At 75.6% G+C, this 19,265-nt stretch carries 7 protein-coding genes; all 7 read right to left on the bottom strand.

What is annotated here, in order from left to right; genetic code table 11:
- Positions 1 to 18: 18 nt before the first annotated feature.
- Positions 19 to 5,496: an SDR family NAD(P)-dependent oxidoreductase gene (locus tag ACIBBA_RS26610; RefSeq protein ID WP_396700661.1), complete on the bottom strand. Its 5,478-nt coding sequence runs from the start codon at positions 5,494 to 5,496 to the stop codon at positions 19 to 21.
- An 11-nt stretch (positions 5,497 to 5,507) separates the two neighbouring features.
- On the bottom strand, positions 5,508 to 9,023 hold the full coding sequence (locus ACIBBA_RS26605; RefSeq protein WP_396700660.1) for an amino acid adenylation domain-containing protein: 3,516 nt from the start codon (positions 9,021 to 9,023) through the stop codon (positions 5,508 to 5,510).
- Positions 9,020 to 11,329: a lantibiotic dehydratase gene (locus ACIBBA_RS26600; RefSeq protein WP_396700659.1), complete on the bottom strand. Its 2,310-nt coding sequence runs from the start codon at positions 11,327 to 11,329 to the stop codon at positions 9,020 to 9,022. The genes ACIBBA_RS26605 and ACIBBA_RS26600 overlap by 4 nt, the downstream gene beginning before the upstream one ends.
- Positions 11,326 to 14,463 carry a thioesterase domain-containing protein gene (locus ACIBBA_RS26595; protein WP_396700658.1) on the bottom strand — a complete coding sequence of 1,046 codons (3,138 nt, stop codon included), beginning with the start codon at positions 14,461 to 14,463 and terminating at the stop codon, positions 11,326 to 11,328. The genes ACIBBA_RS26600 and ACIBBA_RS26595 overlap by 4 nt, the downstream gene beginning before the upstream one ends.
- Complete coding sequence (locus tag ACIBBA_RS26590) at positions 14,460 to 17,936, bottom strand: AMP-binding protein (protein WP_396700657.1); 3,477 nt, start codon at positions 17,934 to 17,936, stop codon at positions 14,460 to 14,462. The genes ACIBBA_RS26595 and ACIBBA_RS26590 overlap by 4 nt, the downstream gene beginning before the upstream one ends.
- A gap of 327 nt (positions 17,937 to 18,263) precedes the next feature.
- Entirely contained in the window at positions 18,264 to 18,662 is a 399-nt protein-coding gene (locus tag ACIBBA_RS26585; RefSeq protein WP_396700656.1) for a DUF2267 domain-containing protein, read from the bottom strand.
- A 112-nt stretch (positions 18,663 to 18,774) separates the two neighbouring features.
- Positions 18,775 to 19,173: an NUDIX domain-containing protein gene (locus tag ACIBBA_RS26580; protein ID WP_396700655.1), complete on the bottom strand. Its 399-nt coding sequence runs from the start codon at positions 19,171 to 19,173 to the stop codon at positions 18,775 to 18,777.
- Positions 19,174 to 19,265 lie beyond the last annotated feature (92 nt).

The raw sequence follows: 19,265 nt of genomic DNA, 5'->3' as shown, positions 1-19,265 counted from the left end.
ACTCCTGTTGTCTCGTGGTCAGCCGCGGGGCAGCCGCGGGATGGCGGGGATCGCCGCCGGCGCGGCCGGCTCGTCGGTGGTGGGCGCGCTCGCCCGCAGTTCCTCGATCCGGGCGGCCAGGCCGGACACGGTGGGCGTCTCAAAGAGGCTGCGCATCGGCAGCCGAACCCCGGTGGCCTTACGCATGGCCGCGATCAGCTGCACCGCCACCAGCGAGTTGCCGCCGAGGGAGAAGAAGTCGTCGTCGACTCCGACCTCGGCCACCCCGAGGGCGTCACGCCACACCTGGGCGATGGCGATCTCCAAATCGGTGCTGGGCGCCGCCGAGCCGCCGCCGGTCGCGGCCGGCGCGGTGAGCGCCGTCTCCGGCTCGTCGGCCAGGCTCTCCGTGGTCACCCGGCCGGCCCGGTCGCGGATGTCCGCCACCATGCGGGTGGCGATCACCACCTGGGCGCCGAGGCCGGCGGTGAGGCTGCGGCGGAACGCCTCCGCCCCGTCCACCGGCCGGATGTCCTCGCTCGGCCCGGCCGGCGCGGGCTCGGCCGCCCCGGCCGACGCGGTCGGGGCCAGCCCGCCGGTGACCGCCCCCTGGTCGACCCGCCGCAGCACGAAGTCGCTGATCGCGACCAGTTCCCGGCCGTCGGGGTCGAGCAGGGTCAGGTCGGCGGCGACCACCTCATCGGTGGCGCTGTCCCGGTGCCGCAGGTGGCTGGCGAAGCGCGCCGGCAGCGAGCCCCGCACCACGATCCGGCCGTACGACAGCGGCAGGTACGTGCCGGAGCCCTGGCCGCGGCCGAACGCGGTCGCCACGTCGAGCAACGCCGGGTGCAGCCCCCACTCGGCCAGGTCGCCGATCGCCTCCGCCGGCGCCTCGATCCGGGCCAGCTCCTCGCCGGCGCCCAGGTGGTGCTCCCGCAGCGAATTCCAGCGCGGCCCGAAGGTCAGCATGCTGGTCCGGCCCCGGCCGAACGACGCGTCGTCGTCCACCCGGCGGCCCGGGTCGGCGACCGACCGCTCGGCCGGCGCGGGCTGCGCGGTCCAGCCGGCGGCACCGCGCACGTGGGTACGCTCCTGGCCGCCGGCCAGGCTGCGCACCGCGAAGTCCACCCCGTCCTCGCTGGGGGTCAGCTCGACCCGGTACTGCGCGACGGTGCCGTCCGGCACCGCGAACGGCTCCAGGAAGACCACGTCGCGAAGCTCCACGGCGGCTTCCTGAGCGGGGGCGGGCACGGCGGTGGCCACCGCCGCGCGGACCGACTCAAGGTGTGCGGTGCCCGGCACCACCGGCACCCCACCGATCCGGTGCTCGTCGAGCAGCCAGTGCGTCGCGGCGGAGACGAGGCCGTGCAGCACCGTGCCGTCCGGCCCGGTGACCCGGGTGGTGAGCACCGGGTGGTCGAGCGTGGTGGTGACGGTGTTCCGCCCGGCGGCCCGGAAGCCGGCCGGGGCGGCGGTCTCCACGGCCATGCCGACCTCGGCCCAGCCGCCCCAGTTCTGCGACAGCACCGGGGCGGCCCAGCCGCGCCCGGCGCGGGCGTGCGCGTCGAGGAAGGCGTTCGCCGCGCAGTAGTCGACCTGGCCGAAGCCGCCGATCACGGCGGTGATGGACGAGCAGAGCACCACGAAGTCCAGCGGCAGGTCACCGAAGACCTGGGCCAGCGCGAGGGTGCCGGCGAGCTTCGGGGCGAGCACCCGTTCCGCCTCCGCGCGATCCTTGATCTCGGCCATGCCGCCGCCCGGCAGGCCGGCCGCGTGCACGATGCCGTCGATCCCGCCGAAGGCCTCCTCGGCCGCCGTCCGCACTCGGCGCAGGTCGGCGGGGTCGGTGACGTCGGCGGCGAGCACCAGGACCTGTCCACCGGCCGCCTCCATCCGGCGGATCGCCGCGATGGCCCGGCCGGTCCGGTCGTCGCTGCCGTGCACGGCGAGGTGGTCGTCCCACTGCTCGCGCGGGGGCAGACCGGTGCGGGCCAGCAGCACCAGCCGGGCCCGGGCCCGGCGGGCGAAGTCCTCGGCCAGGGTGATGCCGATACCGCCGACACCGCCGGTGATCAGGTACCGGCCGCCGTCGCGCAGCGCGCCCGGATCCCCCTCGGCGTCGACGGTGACCTGCTCGTAGCCGGCCACCCAGCGGCGGCCGCCGCGCAGCGCCACCTCGGCGTGCTCCGGGTCCGACCCCCGGCGCAGCTCAGCCACCAGCGCCTGCCCGCCGTCGTCGGTCGGGTCGGCGTCGACCAGCCGGACCGTCAGGCCGGGCAGCTCGGCGGGGAGTACCCGGGCCAGTCCCGCGAGGGTGGCGTGCTCGGGGCGGAGCAGGTCGTCGCCGCGGACGTCGCCGACCCCGGCGGTGACCAGCTCGAGGGTGAACCCGCCCGGTTCGGCGGTCAGGCCGGCGCCGGCCAGGGCCTGCACCAGGTGCAGCGCGCTGAAGAAGCCCCGCTCCTGGGCCGCCCAGGTGGCCGCGATGTCGGTGCCGGTCGGCACGCCGTCCAGGGTGAACGCGTGCACCAGCCGGGTCGGCACCCCGTCGACGGCGAGCGCGGTTACCAGCGCGTCGTAGTCCTCCCGAACGCCGGGGCGCAGCTGGTAGCCGTCCGGGGTGGCGGCGAAGGCGTCGCCGGGGCGTACCCGCACCGGGTCGGCGCCGGCGGCGCGCAGCCCGGCGAGCAGCGCCTCGCCGCGTGGGCCGCCGGCGAGGACCAGGCAGCGGCCCAGCGGCTCGGTACGCGTCTGCGTCGCGGCCTGCCGCCAGACCGGCACGGCGAACCACTCCGGCAGCGGTCGAGGTCCGGTCTCCACCGGCGCCGCCGTCCGCTGCTGCGGGTCCGGCTCCACCCAGTAGCGGCGCCGCTCGAACGGGTAGGTGGGCAGCGGCACCCGGCGCGCCTGCGGGTCGGCGCCGAGCCGCACCGGCGCGCCGGCGGACCAGAGCGCCGCCGCCGTGCCGAGCAGGGTGGCCAGGTCGCCGGTGGACTCGCCGGGGCCGGGCAGGCTGCCCAGCGGGGTGAGCTTGCGCTGCTCGGAGGAGGCCTTCGCGACCTGCATCCGGGCCAGGTTCGCCAGCTGCTTGCCGGGGCCGCACTCGACCAGCTGCCAGGTGCCCTCGCTCAGCAGGGTGGCGACGCAGTCGCCGAAGCGCACTGGCTGACGCAGGTGACTCGCCCAGTACGCCGGGTCGGTGGCCTGCTCGTCGGTGATCCAGGTGCCGGTGACGTTGGACAGGAACGGCAGCGCCGGCGGGCGCAGGGTCACCGACGCCATCAGCGCGGTGAACTCGCCCAGGATCGGCTCCATCATCGGTGAGTGGAAGGCGTGCGAGGTGCGCAGAGCCTTGCTCTTGCCCTTGAGCAGCTCGGCGAAGGCCGCGACCCGCTCGGACTCGCCGGCCACCACGCAGGTGCCCGGCCCGTTGACGGTGGCGACGGAGATCCCCTCGGGCAGCCGCTGCGCGATCACCGACTCGTCGAGCGAGACGGCGAGCATCGATCCGGCCGGCAGGGACTGCATGAGCCGTCCCCGGGCGGCGACCACCCGCAACGCGTCCGGCAGGCTCAGCACGCCGGCCACCGTGGCGGCTACGTACTCGCCGATCGAATGCCCGATCATCGCTGCCGGCCGGGCCCCGGCGTCCTGCCAGAGCCGGGCCAGCGCGTACTCGACGACGAAGAGCGCGGGCTGGGTGTAACGGGTCTGGGTGAGCTTCTCCCCCGCCTCCGGGTCCCGGCCGAGGATCAGGTCGCGGAGGTCCAGGTCGAGGTCGGCGCGGAGCAGCTCGGCGCACTCGTCGACGGTGGCCGCGAAGGCCGGCTCCTCGGCGTAGAGCTGCGCGCCCATTCCGGCGTACTGCGCGCCCTGGCCGCTGAACAGGAAGGCCAGCCGAGGCGGGGGGCCCTCGGCCACGCCGCGCTGCACCCGGCGCGGGGTGTTCAGCGCCGCGACCGCGTCGGACACGTCGGTGGCGACCACGGCGGCGCGGTGCGGGTACTCCCGCCGGCCGACCCGCAGGGTGTGCGCCACGTCGGCGAGGTGCTCCGGCCCGGCGTCCACCGCTTCGGCCAGGTGCGCGGCGAGCCGCTGCACCGCGCTGTCCAGCGCGGTGGCGGTCTGCGCCGAGACGTGCAGCAGCTGCGCCGGGCGGACCCGCCGGGTCGACCGGTAGACCGCCGGCGCCTGCTCCAGGACGACGTGCGCGTTGGTGCCGCCGATGCCGAACGAGCTGACCCCGGCCCGCCGCGGCCCGCCGTCGGTGTCCCACTTGGTCAGGGTGTTCGCCACGTAGAACGGGGTTTCGGCGAACTCGATGGCCGGGTTCGCGGTCTCGTAGTTGACGGTCGGCGGGATCAGTCCGTGCTCCATGGCGAGCACCGTCTTGATCACGCTGACGATCCCCGACGGCTGGCTGAGGTGCCCGATGTTGGACTTCACCGAGCCGATGCCGCACCAGCCCCGGTCGTCGGTGTCCTTCGTGTAGACCGCGGAGAGGGCGGCCACCTCGATCGGGTCACCCATCGCGGTGCCAGTGCCGTGCGCCTCGACGTAGCTGATGGTCCGCGGGTCGACGCCGGCCATCGCGACCGCCTGCGCGACGGCCTCCATCTGGCCGTCGACGCTCGGTGCGGTGAAGCCGACCTTGCCGGCGCCGTCGTTGTTGATGGCGTTGCCGAGCACCACCGCCCGGATCGGGTCACCGTCGGCGACCGCGTCGGAGAGCCGCTTGAGCAGGGTGACGCCCGCGCCGCTGCCCCAGACGGTGCCGTTCGCGCCGGCGTCGAACGGGCGGCACCGCCCGTCGGGCGAGGTGAAGCCGTCCATGCCGAGGTAGCCGACGTGCGGCAGCTCGATGTTCACCCCGCCGGCGAGGGCCATGTCGCACTCGCCGTTGCGCAGCGCCTCGCAGGCCAGGTGGAAGGCGACCAGCGAGGTGGAGCAGGCGGTGTGCACGGTGAGGCTCGGCCCGCGCAGGTCCAGCCGGTAGGACACGTTGGTGGCCACGTAGTTCGGCGAGTTGCCGGTGGCGAGCGACACCGCGCTGTGCGGGCTGCCGCCGACGCGCTTGTTGCGCAGCACGTAGCGGTGCAGGTAGGTGTTGCCGCCGGTGCCCGCGTAGACGCCGATCGCGCCGTCGTAGCGCGACGGGTCGTAGCCGGCGTCCTCGAGGGCGGTGTGGCAGGACTCCAGGAACAGCCGGTGCTGCGGGTCGGTGATCTCCGCCTCGCGGGCGGTCATGCCGAACAGCCCGGCGTCGAACTCGTCGTACCCGTCGACCAGCGGGGCGCGGCTGACCCAGCCGGGGTCGTCCACCTCGTCGGCGGACGCGCCCCGGGCCAGCTGCTCCTCGCGGGTGAGTTCGGTGACCGACTCCACCCCGTCGACCAGGTTGCGCCAGAACGCGTTCACGTCGGCCGCGCCGGGTAGGCGGGCGGCCAGACCGACGATCGCGATCGGCTCGATGCCGTCGCCGTCGCCGGACAGTTCGGTTGCGGTCGAAACGTCCATCACGGTGTCCTTCAGTGCGCGGTGCCGCCGGGGCGGCGGGGCGGGTTACGGCGGGTACGACTGCGGCGGGCGGCGGCCCGCAGGGCGGCGCGGGCCAGCTCCGGCCGGTCGGCGGCACCGTCCAAGCTGGCGGCGAGCGCCCGGATCGTGGGGTGGCGGAACAGGTCGAGCATCTTGATGGAGCGGCCGGTCGCGGCGGTCAGCCGGGCGTGCACCGCGGCCAGGGCGAGCGAGTGCCCGCCGATGTCGAAGAAGTTGTCGGCGACACCGACCCGGTCGCGCTCCAACACCTCCCGCCAGATGCCGGCGATCAGCTCCTCGGTCTCGGTCAGCCCGTCCGGGCCGGCGGGCAGAGCGGTCCGCGGCGCTTCGGCGGCGGCCACCGTCATCGCGCCGAGCTGGGCCACCCGGACGGTCGGCCGGGGCAGCTCGACGGCGACGTCGCGGGCCGTCGCGTCCTCCTCGGCGGCGAGCGCGCCGACCAGCGCCGCCAGGTCGTCCAGGAGCGCCTCGATCCGCTCGCCGTCGAACAGGTCGGGGTTGTGCACCACCTCGACGCCGATCCGGCCGGCCCGCTCCACCACGTAGACGGTGATGTCGAAGGGCGAGCCGGGCTTCGGCACCGGGACCGGCTCGCCGACCAGCCCGGTCAGCGTCAGTCGGGGTGGCACGAAGTTGAGCACGTTGAACAGCACCTGCACGAGGGGCGCGCGGGAGGTGTCCCGGCCGACACCGAGCGCCTCGACGATCCGCTCCAGCGGGGCGCCGGGATGGGTGGTCACCTCGTGCAGCTCGGCCGCGCACCGGTCGACCAGCTCGGTGAAGCTCGCCCCGCCGGTGCGGACCCGCACCGGCACGGTGTCGATGAAGAAGCCGACCACGTCGTCGAAGGCGGCCAGGCGGCGGTCCGCGACGATCGCGCCGAGCACGTGGTCGTCCCCGCCGGTGAGCCGGGCGAGCAGCTCACCGAAGCCGGCCAGCAGCACCGCGGCGACCGTCGTTCCGCGCCGTTCGGCCAGCTCGCGCACCGCGCGGTCGGTCGCCTCGGTGAACCGCACCGCCGCCTCGGCGCCGGCGTAGGTCTGCTCCGCCGGCCGGGGACGGTCCCGGGGCAGCTCCAGCACGGTGGGCGCGCCCGACAGGTGCCCGGTCCACCAGGCCAGGTCCGCCTCGCCGCGGCGCCGGTCCCGCTCCGCCCGCCACACCGCGTAGTCCGCGTAGGTGGCGCTCAGCGCCGGCAGGGCCGGCACGCGCCCGGCCAGCGCCTGGGCGTACGCGGCGGCGAGATCGTCGTAGAGGACCGCCTCGGACCAGCCGTCGAAGACCGCGTGGTGCAGGGTGACCGCCAGCACGTGCTCGTCCGTGCCGAGCCGGTAGACGGTCACCTGCCAGGGCGGCCCGGTGGCCAGGTCGAAGGCGTGCCCGGCGCCGGCGGCGAGCATCGCCGCCAGCTCGCCGTCGGCGTCGGCGCGGTCGGTCAGGTCGACCACCGGCACCGCCACGTCGGTCGGCTCCTCGCGGACCGCGTACGGCACGCCCGCGGTCTGCGGGATCCGCCAGCGCAGCACGTCGTGCCGCTCGACCACCGCCCGCAGCGCCGCGCCGAGCGCGGTGGTGTCCAGCGGGCCGTGCAGGCGGTGCGCCACCGCGATGTTGTACGGCGCGCTGGACGGCGCGAGCTGGTCAACGAACCAGAGCCGGCGCTGCGGCGGGGAGAGGGTGGGCGGGTTGCCGGTGCTGAGACCGTCCGCTTCGGACGGCGCGGCGGCGGCGACCCGGTCGACCAGGTCGGCGAACGTCCGGCCGGTGAAGACGTCCCGGGTGTCGACGTGCCGACCCAGCTCTGCCCGGAGCGCGGCGACCAGTCGCATCGCCGCGATCGAGTTGCCGCCGGCGGCGAGGAAATCGGTCTGCGGTTCGGGCGCCGCGCCGAGCAACCGGGCCCAGATCCGGGCCACCGCCCGGTCGACCGGCTCGTCCGCCACCGGGCCTACCGGCGCGTCCGGGGTGGGCCGGCCGGCGGTGTCCAGCGCACGCAACGCCGGGCGGTCCAGCTTGCCGGTGGTCGGGCTGACCGGCAGCTCGGCGAGGCGCAGCACCCGGGCCGGCAGCATCGCGGTGGTCAGCCGTGGCCCGGCGTACGCCCGCAGCCGCTCGTCGTCGGGCGCGTCGGCCGGGGTGAGGAAGGCGACCAGCTCGGTGCCGGCCGGACCGGGCACCGCCTCGATGGCGACCCGGTCCACGCCGGGCAGGTCGGCGAGCACCGCCTCCACCTCGCCCAGCTCGATGCGCTGGCCCCGGATCTTGACCTGCCGGTCGGCCCGGCCGAGGTAGACGATCCGCCCGTTCCGCTCCAGCCGGACCAGGTCGCCGGTGCGGTACAGCCGCTCGCCCGGCTGCCCGGAGTACGGGTCCGGGACGAACCGCTCGGCGGTCAGGCCGGGCCGGTTGAGGTAACCGTCGGCGAGGCCGGGGCCGCCGATCAGCAGTTCGCCGGTCTCCCCCGGCGGCACCGGGCGCAGCGCGTCGTCCACCACGTAGGCCCGGTGGTTCGGCAGCGGCACGCCGATCGGCACCGGATCGGACTCGGCGTCGGTCAGCGGGCCGCTGACCGCCAGCACTGTGGTCTCGGTCGGCCCGTAGCCGTTGAGGAAGGTGCGTCCGGGCGCCCAGCGGCCGGCCAGCTCGGCGGGCACCGCCTCGCCGCCGCAGAGCACCACCCGCCACTCAGGCAGCTCGGCCGGGTCGAGCATGGCCAGCACGGTGGGAGTGATGAAACCCCAGTTCACCTCGTGCGCGGCGATGAACCGGGCGAGCCGGACCGGGTCGGCCCGGTCGTCCGCGCCGAGCAGCTGCACCGCCCCGCCGAGCAGCAGCGGAACGAAGAGGTCCATGGTGGCCGCGTCGAAGCCGAGCGAGGCGATGCCGAGGCTGCGTACGCCGGCGTCGGCGCCGCTGAGCGCGATCACGCCGTGGACGAACTCGACGGCGTTGCGGTGGGTGGTGAGCACCCCCTTGGGCCGGCCGGTCGACCCGGAGGTGAAGAGCACGTACGCGGGGTCGCCGGGGCGGGCCGGGCATGGCGCGAGCGGCGCCGGTCCGGGCAGGGCGATCGCGGTCACGCCGGGCACGTCGGCGAACTCGGCTTCGGCCGCGTCGCCGACCACGACGGACACGTCCGCGTCCGCGGCGATCTCCCGCAGCCGCCGACGCGGACCGCCCGGCTCCAGCGGCACGTAGCAGGCCCCGGCGAGCAGCACGCCGAGCACGGTGGCGACCAGCTCGGGCCGGCGGTGTCCACACACCCCGACGCGGCTCTGCCGCCCGACGCCACGCGCGCGCAGGGCGGCCGCGACCCCGGCGGCCTGGTCCAGCAGATCCCGGTAGCTGAGTCGGGCGTCCCACTGGCGCACCGCGACCGCGTCCGGCGTACGGGCGGCCTGCGCGACGATCAGCTCGGCCAGCGTCGCGTCCGGCCAGGGCAGCGGCTCCCCCTGTACCACGCTGATGGACAGGATGTCGGTCACCCGTTCTCTCCCCGGTAGCTCATCGGATCGGTGATCTGCAGGCGCAGCTCGCTGACGTAGCCACGGCCCTGCGCGTCGGTCACCCAGGCGTCGTCCGGGCCGGGCAGCAGCTCGCTGACCACCATGGACACGTCCGGGTCGGTCTTCGCGGCGGCGTCGGCCATGGCGCAAAGCGACTGAGCGTGCAGCGGGGCGGTCAGGTCGAGGTAGCAGGGCTTGACCTCGGTGCCGACCTTCACGAAGACCCGCTCGGGCAGCCCGAGGCGCTGCCGCCAGCGGCGGGCCGCGAGGAACCGATGCGCGTCGCCGGCGACGCCGGCCAGTCCGCTCTCCCCGACCGTGGTCTGCCAGGTGCGCCGGGCCACCACCAGCCGGTCGATGGTGATCCGCGGCGTGTGCGGGGCCGGCGCGACCAGCTTGAAGCTGTCCAGCAGCAGCGCGCCGAGCAGGTGCGCGAAGATCTCCACCAGCGGCCACCGGCTGCCGTCGGGCAGCACCGCGGCGAGGTCGTCGCCGTCCGGCTCGACCCGCACCTCGGTGGCCGGGACGAGCTTGTCGACGTCGGCGCCGCGGGCGGTGTCGATGCCGAACTGCCGGTCGCCCGGTCGGGTGGACGCGTAGGTGGTCCGGGTGGTGATCCGGGGGAAGCCCGCCGGGTAGAGCACCCGGGCCCGGGCCGGCCCGAGATCGGCGTCGAGTCCGGTGCGCAGCGCCGCCGGGTCGGGGTGGAACGGAACGAAGACCACCCCGTCGAACGGCGCGTACGCCGGATGCAGCTCACCGAGGACGAGCAGGAACTCGCCCCGGTTGATCGCGGCCACGTCGGTGGCGCTGATCTGTACGTCGGGGCTGTGGATCCGGGCCGACGGCCAGCCGGGGCCGGACGCCGCGAACAGCGTGGTAGCCCGCTCGGCCAGCTCGGCGCTGCGCAGCCGCAGCTCCGGCTGCGTCGGCCCGGCGCTGTCGAGGTCGAACAGCTCGGCCCAGCGGGCGGTGAACTGCGCGCTGGCCGAGGCGAGCGGCCCGTCCGGGGTGACCAGCAGGCCCTGCGCCAGCGACCAGATGTCGGCCAGCCGGACCGGGCCGTCGCCGCGCAGCTCGGCGTGCAGCTCGTCGAGGAGCCGCCGGATCGCGTGGCCGATCTCGGCGGTGAGCCAGCGGGCGGCTTGGAGCACGATCGCCAGCGGCGCGGCGAGCGCGTCCAGCACCGCCGCTCCGACGGTGACCTCCAGGTCCCGCGCGGTCTCCTCGTAGAGCACGGTGCGGCCGACGTACATCTGCCCGCCCTGCCGGGTCGCCGGCCGGCCGGTGACCGCGGTGAACTCGGCGTTGAGCGCGGCGAGCGCGACGCCTAGCCGCTGCGGGTCGCCGGCGGCCTCGGCCACCGCGTCGCGGGCCACGCAGAGCCGGTCGAAACCGGCGGTGACCTCGGCGCGGACCGTGGCGTCGCCGATCGCGGCGAGCCGGTCGCGCAGCACCCGCTCGGCGCGTGGGCTGATCGGCAGGGCCGCGTCCCAGGCCAGCAGCGCCCGCTGCACCAGTCGGTCGAGCAGCAGGTAACCGTCGGCTTCGGTACGCAGCCCGCAGTCGCCGTCGGCGAGGGCCTGCCGCACCACCGTCTCGGCCGGGGTCCGCCCGTCGCAGTGCGACAGCAACCGCGCCTCGGCGACGGTGAGTTCCGTCGGCGGGTGCAGCGGCCGGCGCAGCTGCCGACCCGCGACGCTCAGGTGCGGGGGCAGCGCCGGCGCCCACCACCGGCGCACGGCCGGGTCCTCGGCGAGCCGGTCGGCGTACGCGATCAGCGCCCACGCCTCGAAGTGGACCTCCCGGCGGGCGACCAGGTCCCGACCCGCGCGCAGCCGGGTGACCGGGTCGTCGGGGTCGAAGCTCGCCCAGCAGACCGGCCCGAAGAAGCCGATGGTCTCGGCCTTGCCGCAGTAGCGCTGCCAGTACCGCAGCAGGGCGGACTCCCGGTTGCGCCGGCGCCAGTTGCGCGCGGCCGGGTCGCTGCGCAGCAGACCGTCCAGGGCGACCAGCATGTCCGGGTTCTGCCAGGTGACCGCCTCGCGCAGCAGCGGATCCGCGGCGATCGCGTCGGCCTGCGCGGAGGTGTCGAGCAGGGCCGCCTGGAACGCCTTGTCGAACAGCTCCCCGCTGCCGTCGCCGGCGAGCAGCGCGTCCGCGGCGGCTGCCGCGTCCGGGGCGGCGAACGCCGCCAACCCGGCGGCCGGGAATCCGGCGGTACGCAGCACGACGTCCCGCCAGACCCACCAGCCGGTGTCACCGAGCGGAATGCGGTGGCTCATCGTTGCGCCACCTCCGACTCGTCGGCGGCCACGATGTGCAGCCGCAGCTCGCTGAAGTAGCGCCGGCCTGCCGCGTCGGGCACCCAGGCGTCGCCCGGGGTCGGCAGCATCTCGCTCACCACCAGCGAGGCGTCGTCGCCGCCGTCGGTGCGGGCGGCCCGCACCATGGCGCAGAACATGTTGGCGAACGCCGGGCTGCTCAGGTCGACGAAGCACGGCTTGGTCTCGGTGCCGAGCTTGACGTAGACCCACTCGGGCAGGCCGAGCCGGCGACGCCAGGCACGTACGGCCAGGAACCGCTCCCGCTCCCCGGTCACCGTGCCCAGCCCGCTTCCGCCGACCGTGGTACGCCAGGTCTGCCGCGCCACGACCAGCCGGTCCAGGGTGATCCGGGGGGTGTACGGCGCCGCCGCTACCAGCTTGAACCCGTCGACGGCGTGCGCGGCGAGCAGGCCGGCGAAGATCTCGGTCAGCGGCCAGCGCTGCCCGTCCGGCGCGGTCACCACCAGCCGGCCCGCCTCGTCGGTCACGGTCAGCGCGACCGTGGGCAGCACCCGGCGCGGGTCGGCCCCGGGCGCCGGCGCGAAGGCCAGCTGCTGGTCGGTCGGGCCGATCAGCGCCTCCGCGACCCGGCTGGTGCGCCGCGGCCAGTCGGTGGGGAAGAGCAGCCGGATCCGCCGCTCGCCGAGGTCCTCGGCCAGCGCGGCGCGCAGCCGCTCCACGTCGGGGTGCGACGGGGTGAAGACCTGACAGTCGAAGGAGGGCCAGGCGGCGTGCAGCTCGCCGAGGACGACGGTGTAGTCGCCGCGGGCCAGCGCGTCGGCGTCGGCGGCGCAGATCTGCAGGTCCGGGCTGTGCAGCCGGGCGTTGGTCCAGCCGGGTCGGACGTTGGGGAACGCCTCGGCGGCCCGGGCGGCGAGGTCGTCCACCCGCAGCTGGACCTCGGTCGTCTCGGCGGGCAGGGCGTCCAGCCCGAACAGCCCCGCCCACCGGCCGGCGAAGTCGGCGGCGACCGCGTCCACCGGGCGCTCACCGCCGCCCCAGAACAGCCCCTGGGTCAGGAACCAGAGGTCGGACAATGCCACCGCGGCGTCGCCGGCCTCGGCGCGCAGCTCGTCGTAGAGCTCCCGGAACACCGCCCCGTACGCCTGCTCGAGCGCGCCGGCCAGCCACTGGGCGGCCTGGAGCAGCACGCCGAGCGGGGCGGCGACGCTCTCCAGCAGTGGCGCGCCGAAGACCACGTCGAGATCGCGGCTGGTGTCCTCGTAGCAGAGCGTCCGCCCCGCGTACATCTGCCCGTCGCGTCGTCGGGGCAGCTGACCGGTCAGCGCGGTGAACGTCTCGTCCAGAGCGTCCAGGGCGACGCGGAGCCGGTCCGGATCGCCGGCCGCGGCGGCGACCGCGTCCCGGGCCGCGCAGAGCTGGTCGAAGCCGGCCCGGGCGGCGTCCCGGGCGGCCGGGTCGCCGATGGACCCGATCCGCTCCCGCAGCACCCCCTCGGCGGCGGGGCTGACCGGCAGCGCCGCGTCCCAGGTGATCAGCTCCCGCTCGACCAGCCGGTCGAGCAGCGCGTACCCGTCCTCCGGGCGGCGCAGCCCGATGGTCGGGTCGGTGACCAGCTCCCGGGCGGGACGCTCGCCGTCGGCGGCGGCGAGCAGCGCCGCCTCGACCGGGGAGAGCGGCACCGGCGGCCGGCCGGGCCGGCGCACCTCCCGCTCGACCAGCCGCAGCTGCGGGGCGAGCCGCGGCGGCCACCAGCCGCGCACCGCGAGGTCCTGCCCGATCCGATCGGCGTAAGCGGTCAGCGCCCACGACTCGAACCACACCCAGCGGCGGCGGGTGAGCGTCGGGCCGGGGCGGATCTCGGCGGTGCCCGGGAAGCTCGGGTCGATGGTGGCCCAGCAGCTGGGGCCGAAGAAGCCGACCGTCTCGTTCTTGCCGCAGTAGCGCTGCCAGTACTTGAGCAGGGCGCGTTCCCGATCGCGCCGGCGCACGTTGCGCGGGGCGTCCGGGCCGCCGCGGCGCAGTCCGTCCAGCGCGACCAGGGCGTTGCGGTTCTGCCAGGTCACCGCCTCGCGCAGCAGCGGGTCGCCGGCCAGCTCGGTCAGCCGGCGGCCGGTGGCGGTGACCGCCTCGGCGAACTCCTTGTCGAACTGCTCGACACCGGCGCCGCTGGCCAGCAGCTCGTCGGCGGCCGCCGCGGCCTGTGGGGCGGAGAGCATGGTGAGCCCGTCGGCGGGGAAGCCGGTGGTACGCAGGATCGCGTCACGCCAGACCGACCAGCCGCTGTCGCCCAGTGGCACCCGGTGCGCGCCGGCCCTCGCCGCCGCGGTCGCGGGCGTGGCACTGTCCGCGGCCACCGCGGTCTCGGCGGTCGCAGCGCCGGCGGCGGGGTTGCGACCGGCCAGTGCGGCGGTGAGGTCGGCGCGGATGGCGGTGAGCAGCTCGGGCAGCGCGTCGTCCAGGAAGAAGTGCCCGCCGTCGATCTCGTGCAGGGCGAAGCCGGCCGCACTGTGCTCCCGCCAGGCCGCGCTCTGCTCGGGGCTCACCGCCCGGTCCCGCCGACCGCTGAACACGACGATCGGCACCGGCAGCGGCTCGCCGGGTACGTAGCGGTAGCTGTCCACCCGTCCGAAGTCGGCACGCAGCAGCGGCAGCAGCAGCTCGACCAGCTCGGGGTGCTCGAGCACCTCGGCGGGAAGCCCGCCGCCGTCGCCGAGGCGGCGCAGCAGGTCGTCGTCGTCGACCGTGGAGAGCCCGTCGAAGAGGCTGGGCGCCGTGACGTGCGGGGCGCGGGCGCCGCCGACGTAGAGCCGCAGCGGCAACCGGTAGCCCTCCCGGCGCAGCTCACGGACCACCTCGAAGCCGAGCCGGCCACCCATCGAGTGGCCGTAGATGGCGTACGGGCCGGTGGCCCGCTCGGCGATGGCCCGCGCCACGTCGGCCACCCGGAACCGGGGGTCCTCGGTGATCCGGTTCTCCCGGCCGGGCAGCTGCACCGGCAGCACGTCGACGTCCGCGCCGATCCCGTCCTGCCAGCGGCGGAACGCGCTGGCGCCGGCGCCGGCGTACGGCAGGCAGAAGAGCTGGACCGGCGCCGGGTCGCGGCCTCCGGCGGAGACGAACCAGTTCACCGCGCGCCTTTCTGAGCAGGGTCGATCCAGTACCGCTGGCGCTGGAAGGGGTAGGTGGGCAGGCTGGTGCGGCGTACCGCCCCGTCGGGGTGCAACGCCGTCCAGTCCACGTCCCGGCCGGCCACCCAGGCGGCCGCCAGCTCGCGCAGCTCCGCCGGCTCCCCGGCCACCCGGGCGTCGGTCGCCAGCAGGTCGTCCAGGGCGCTGATCGCCCCGGTCAGGTCCGCGGCGACCACGGCGGCCCGGCAGTCGAACGCCCGCCGGCCGAGCGCCAGCGTCGCGGCCACCTCGGCCAGCGCCGGTGCGGCGCCGGCCAGGTGCTGCCGCAGCCGGGTCACCACGTCCCGCAGCGCCGCCGGGGTACGCGCGGAGAGCGGCAGCAGGTGCGCCGTGGGCTGCGGACCGTCGACCGGATCGACCGGGGGTGGCTGCTCGACCACGACGTGCGCGTTGGTGCCGCCCAGCCCGAACGAGCTGACGCCGGCCACCCGGCGCGGCGCCTCCGGCCAGTCGCGGGCCTTGGTGGGCACGTAGAACGGACCGCTGGCCAGGTCGATCTCGGGGTGCGCGCGGGTGTAGTGCAGGTTCGGCGGGATCACCCCGTGCTGCACGGCGAGCACCGCCTTGATCAGCCCGGCGATGCCGGCGCCGGCGTCCAGGTGCCCGATGTTGGTCTTCACCGAGCCGAGCGCGCAGGTCTCGGCCGGGCCGCCCGCGTAGACCTCGTGCAGGGCGGCGACCTCGATGGCGTCGCCGAGCGGGGTGCCGCTGCCGTGCGCCTCGATGAACCGGACCTCACCGGGCGGCACCTCGGCCGCGGCGAGCGCACCGGCGACCGCGGCGGCCTGTCCGGCCGGGCCGGGCACGGCGAAGCCGGCCCGGTCCGGGCCGTCGTTGGTGACCGCCCAGCCGGGCAGGATCGCGTAGATCCGGTCACCGTCGGCCTGCGCCTCGGCGAGCCGACGCAGCGCGACCACGCCGACTCCGGAGCCGAAGCCGGAGCCGTTGGCCGCCTCGTCGAAGGCGCGGCAGCGTCCGTCGGGTGAGGCCAGGCCGCCGGGGGTGTGCCGGTAGCGCGGCCAGGTGACGTTGACGCCGCCGGCGATGGCGATGTCGCACTGGTAGTCGGCCAGGCTCTGCGCGGCGAGGCACACCGCGACCAGTGAGCTGGAGCAGGCGCTCTGCACGGCCACCGCGGGCCCGGTCAGCCCCAGCCGGTAGGCCACCTGCCCGGGCAGGTGGTCGGTGAACTGCCGGCCGACCAGCCGCGCCTCCCAGTCGTCCGGGTCCACGTCGCCGACCACGGCCGGGTTGTCCATCAGGTGGAAGAGGAAGTAGCGGTTCGCGGAGGTGGCCGAGAAGACCCCGACCAGGCCCGGGAAACGGGCCGGGTCCTGCCCGGCGTCCTCCAGCGCCTCCCAGGCCGCCTCGAGGAAGAGCCGGTGCTGCGGGTCGGTCCGGGCGGCCTCCTGCTCGCCGAAGGCGAAGAACTCCGCGTCGAAGTCGGTGACGTCGTCGAGCCGGCCGGCGGCCCGTACGTGCCGGGGGTCGGCGCGCAGCCCGGGCCCGATGCCCAGCGCGGCCAGCTCCGCGTCGGTGTGGTCGTGGATCGCGTCGACGCCGGCGCAGAGGTTCCACCAGAAAGTGGCCACGTCGGGCGCGCCCGGGAAGCGCCCGGCGAGGCCGACGACGGCGATCTCGTCGCCGGTGTACTCGCGGGCGGCCACCGAGGGCGCGGGCGGCGCGGCGAGCGCCGGGGCCGGCACCCGGTCGGTGGTCGACGGTTCGTCGACCAGTCGGGCCTGCGCGGCCACCGTGGGGTGCGCGAAGAGCCGCAGCATCGGCAGCCGGACCCCGAACCGCTCGGCGAGACGCTGCTGCACCTGGCCGAGGAGCAGCGACTGGCCGCCGATGTCGAAGAAGTTGTCGGTGCGGGCGACGGCGTCCCGGCCGAGGACCGCGCACCAGATGTCGTGTACGGCCTGCTCGGTCGGGCTCGCCGGCTGGGCGCCGGCCGGCACGGGGCGGGTCGGGTCGGGCAACGCCCGCTCGTCGACCTTGCCGCTGACGGTGAGGGGGAACTCGTCGACCGGCACGACGGCGCGCGGCAGGGCGTAGTCGGGCAGTTGCCGGGCGAGGGCGGCGCGCAGGGCGGCCGGGTCGACCGGGCCACCGGCCGGCCGGACGTACGCCAACAGTTCGCCGTCGCGGGCGATCGCCCGGACCGCGGCGACTCCCGGCTCGGCGGCGAGCAGCGACTCGATCTCGGTCAGCTCGACCCGGAAGCCGCGCACCTTGACCTGCCGGTCGAGCCGGCCGAGGCAGCGCAGCTCGCCGCCGGGCAGCCGCTCGCCCAGGTCTCCGGTCCGGTACGCGGGCACGCCGTCCGGGTCGACGCCGAACCGGTCGCTGTCCTGGTCGAGATAGCCGGGGGCGAGGTGCTCGCCGCGTACCACGATCTCGCCGGTCTCGGCCAGGCGCAGCTGGTAGCCGGGAAGCGCGGTGCCGATCGGCAGCGGCCCGGTGGCGGCCGGGTCGGCCTCGGCGAGTGGCAGCGCGTAACGGGCGGCGAAGGTCATCTCCGTCGCTCCGTAGCCGTTGACCAGCACACAGCCGGGAGCGAACCGGCCCCGGCCGCGGGCGACGTCGGCGTGGGTGGCCTGCTCACCGCCGAGCAGCACCACGCGGACCCGGTCGAGCCGCTCGACGCCCGGGGTGTCCAGCAGGAAGCGGTAGACCGTCGGGGTTGAGTGGTAGACGGTGGCGCCGTGCCGGGCGAGCTGCTCGACGGCGTACGACAGCCCGTGCCGGCGCAGGTCGACTGGGATGACGGCGGCACCGGTGAGCAGCGCCGGATAGAGGTCGGGGATGGCCGCGTCGAAGCTGAACGAGGCGAGCAGGCTGAGCCGGTCGGCGGGGCCGATCTCCAGGGTGTCGATCTGGTTGCGCACCACGTGCAGCAGGTTGCGGTGGGTCTGCCCGACCGCCTTCGGCACGCCGGTGGAGCCCGAGGTGAACAGCACGTAGGCCAACGCGTCGGGGTCGACCGGCACGGGGCGCAGCGGGGCGGGGCGCACCTCGTCGACCGGGACCAGCCGCAGTTGGGGCCGGTCGGCGCCGAGGCGCCGGGCCAGCTCCTCGTGTTCCGCCGCGCACAGGACGGTGCGCACACCGGCGGCGTCGAGCATGTGCCGCAGTCGGCGCGGCGGGAAACCCGGGTCCAGCGGCACGTACGCGCACCCGGCGGCGAGCGCGCCGAGGATGGCGGCGATGGTGCGGGCACCGTGCGCGGTCAGCAGCGCGACACGGTCCCCCGGCCGGGCACCCGCGGACACCAGCGCGTCGGCGTACCCACCGGCCAGGCCGGCCAGCTCGGCGTAGCTGAGCTGTTGGGTCTCGCCGAGGACGGCGGTGTGCTCGGGGCAGGCGGCGGCGACATCGCCGAAGCGATGGATCAACGTCTCGTGGGCCATGTCAGGACGCGGACGTCGCTCCATAGAGGACGGACACGCAACGATAGACAGCCGTGATCATGATCCCCCCCAGGACTACACAATGGAAGCAGCATATGACTCAATGGGTGGGCTCAAAGATCATCAATGAGAGTCCGGCCGAAGAGTCGATCGGGGCTGAGCCGACGGCCGACAGAAATAGGCCGATCATCCCTCTAGCGGATTGAGGAAACACCGCTTAGACGCGTAGCTGCGGGGAATCCTTCGGCCTCAACGCCATATGACCGGCAAATTTCCGACAACGTGGGGCGATGTCGGACCTTGGACAGGATGGGTGGGCTGCCCGCCTCACCCATCGTACGGGGCAGGAGGCGTGGGCTCGATTCCACCGTCGGCACCGCGGGGCAGCCGAGTCACCATCTGCTGGAACTCGCCCACGGTGACCGTCTCGCGCAGGGTGGCGAAGACCGCCGCCGTGCCGGCCCGGGCCGCCACCTCGTCGATCCCGGCCCGCTCCCCCACCCGGCGCAGGAACTCCGCCGGACCGGACGCGGACTGCGCCGGCCCCGCCCCGGCGCCCAGATAGCCGTCCAGCTCGTCCGGCAGCTGACCCGCGAGATCGTCCGCCTCGCCCCCGGTGACCCGTTCGGCCATCGTCTGCAGCACGGCACGGGCGACGGTGGCGGCCTGCTCCGGCGCGAGCCCGGACCGCCGGGACACCGCGTCGATGAACCGGGGAAACTGCACGCCGCCCCTCCTTCGTCACCGGCACCGCGCATACCCCCGGCGGGTGGCGGCAAACGACGCCCGGCCACCGGATGACGCCGGGACCGGCGCCCGGCGGCCAACCGGGGCGGCGTCAGCGCAGCAGGCCGGCCGCGCGCAGGTGGTCGAAAATGATCCGGTCCACGGCGGAGACGCGGTGCCGGTCGGCGTAGCCCAGCCAGGCCGTCTCGGCGATCTCGGCGGCGGCCGCCAGCTTGCCCCGGTATCCGGCGGTGTAGCAGGTCATCCGCACCGTCACGCCCGCGGCGTGCCCGTGCGCCGGCGCACTGAACGTGCCGACGTGCACGGCGCTCTCCGCGTCCACCTCGACGCTCAGCTCCTCGGCGATCTCCCGGCGCAGCGTGTCGCGGTCGCTCTCCCCCGGCTCCCGCTTGCCGCCCGGCAGGTACCACACGTCCTTGCCCTGGGAACGGGTGCTCAGGATCCGCCCGTCGGCCAGCAGGATCCAGGCCACCTTGTCGATCTCGGCCATCCCGGGGGGGGCGCGGCCCGGGGGGGGGGGGGGGGGGCGGGGGGGGGCGGGGGGGGCGCGGGGGGGGGCGGGGCGGGGGGGGCGGCGCGGGC

The organism is Micromonospora sp. NPDC051006, from assembly GCF_044456245.1.
Classification (GTDB): Bacteria; Actinomycetota; Actinomycetes; order Mycobacteriales; family Micromonosporaceae; genus Micromonospora.
Note: the sequence above shows the minus strand (reverse complement) of the source record. Positions and strands in the feature narration are given on the sequence as shown.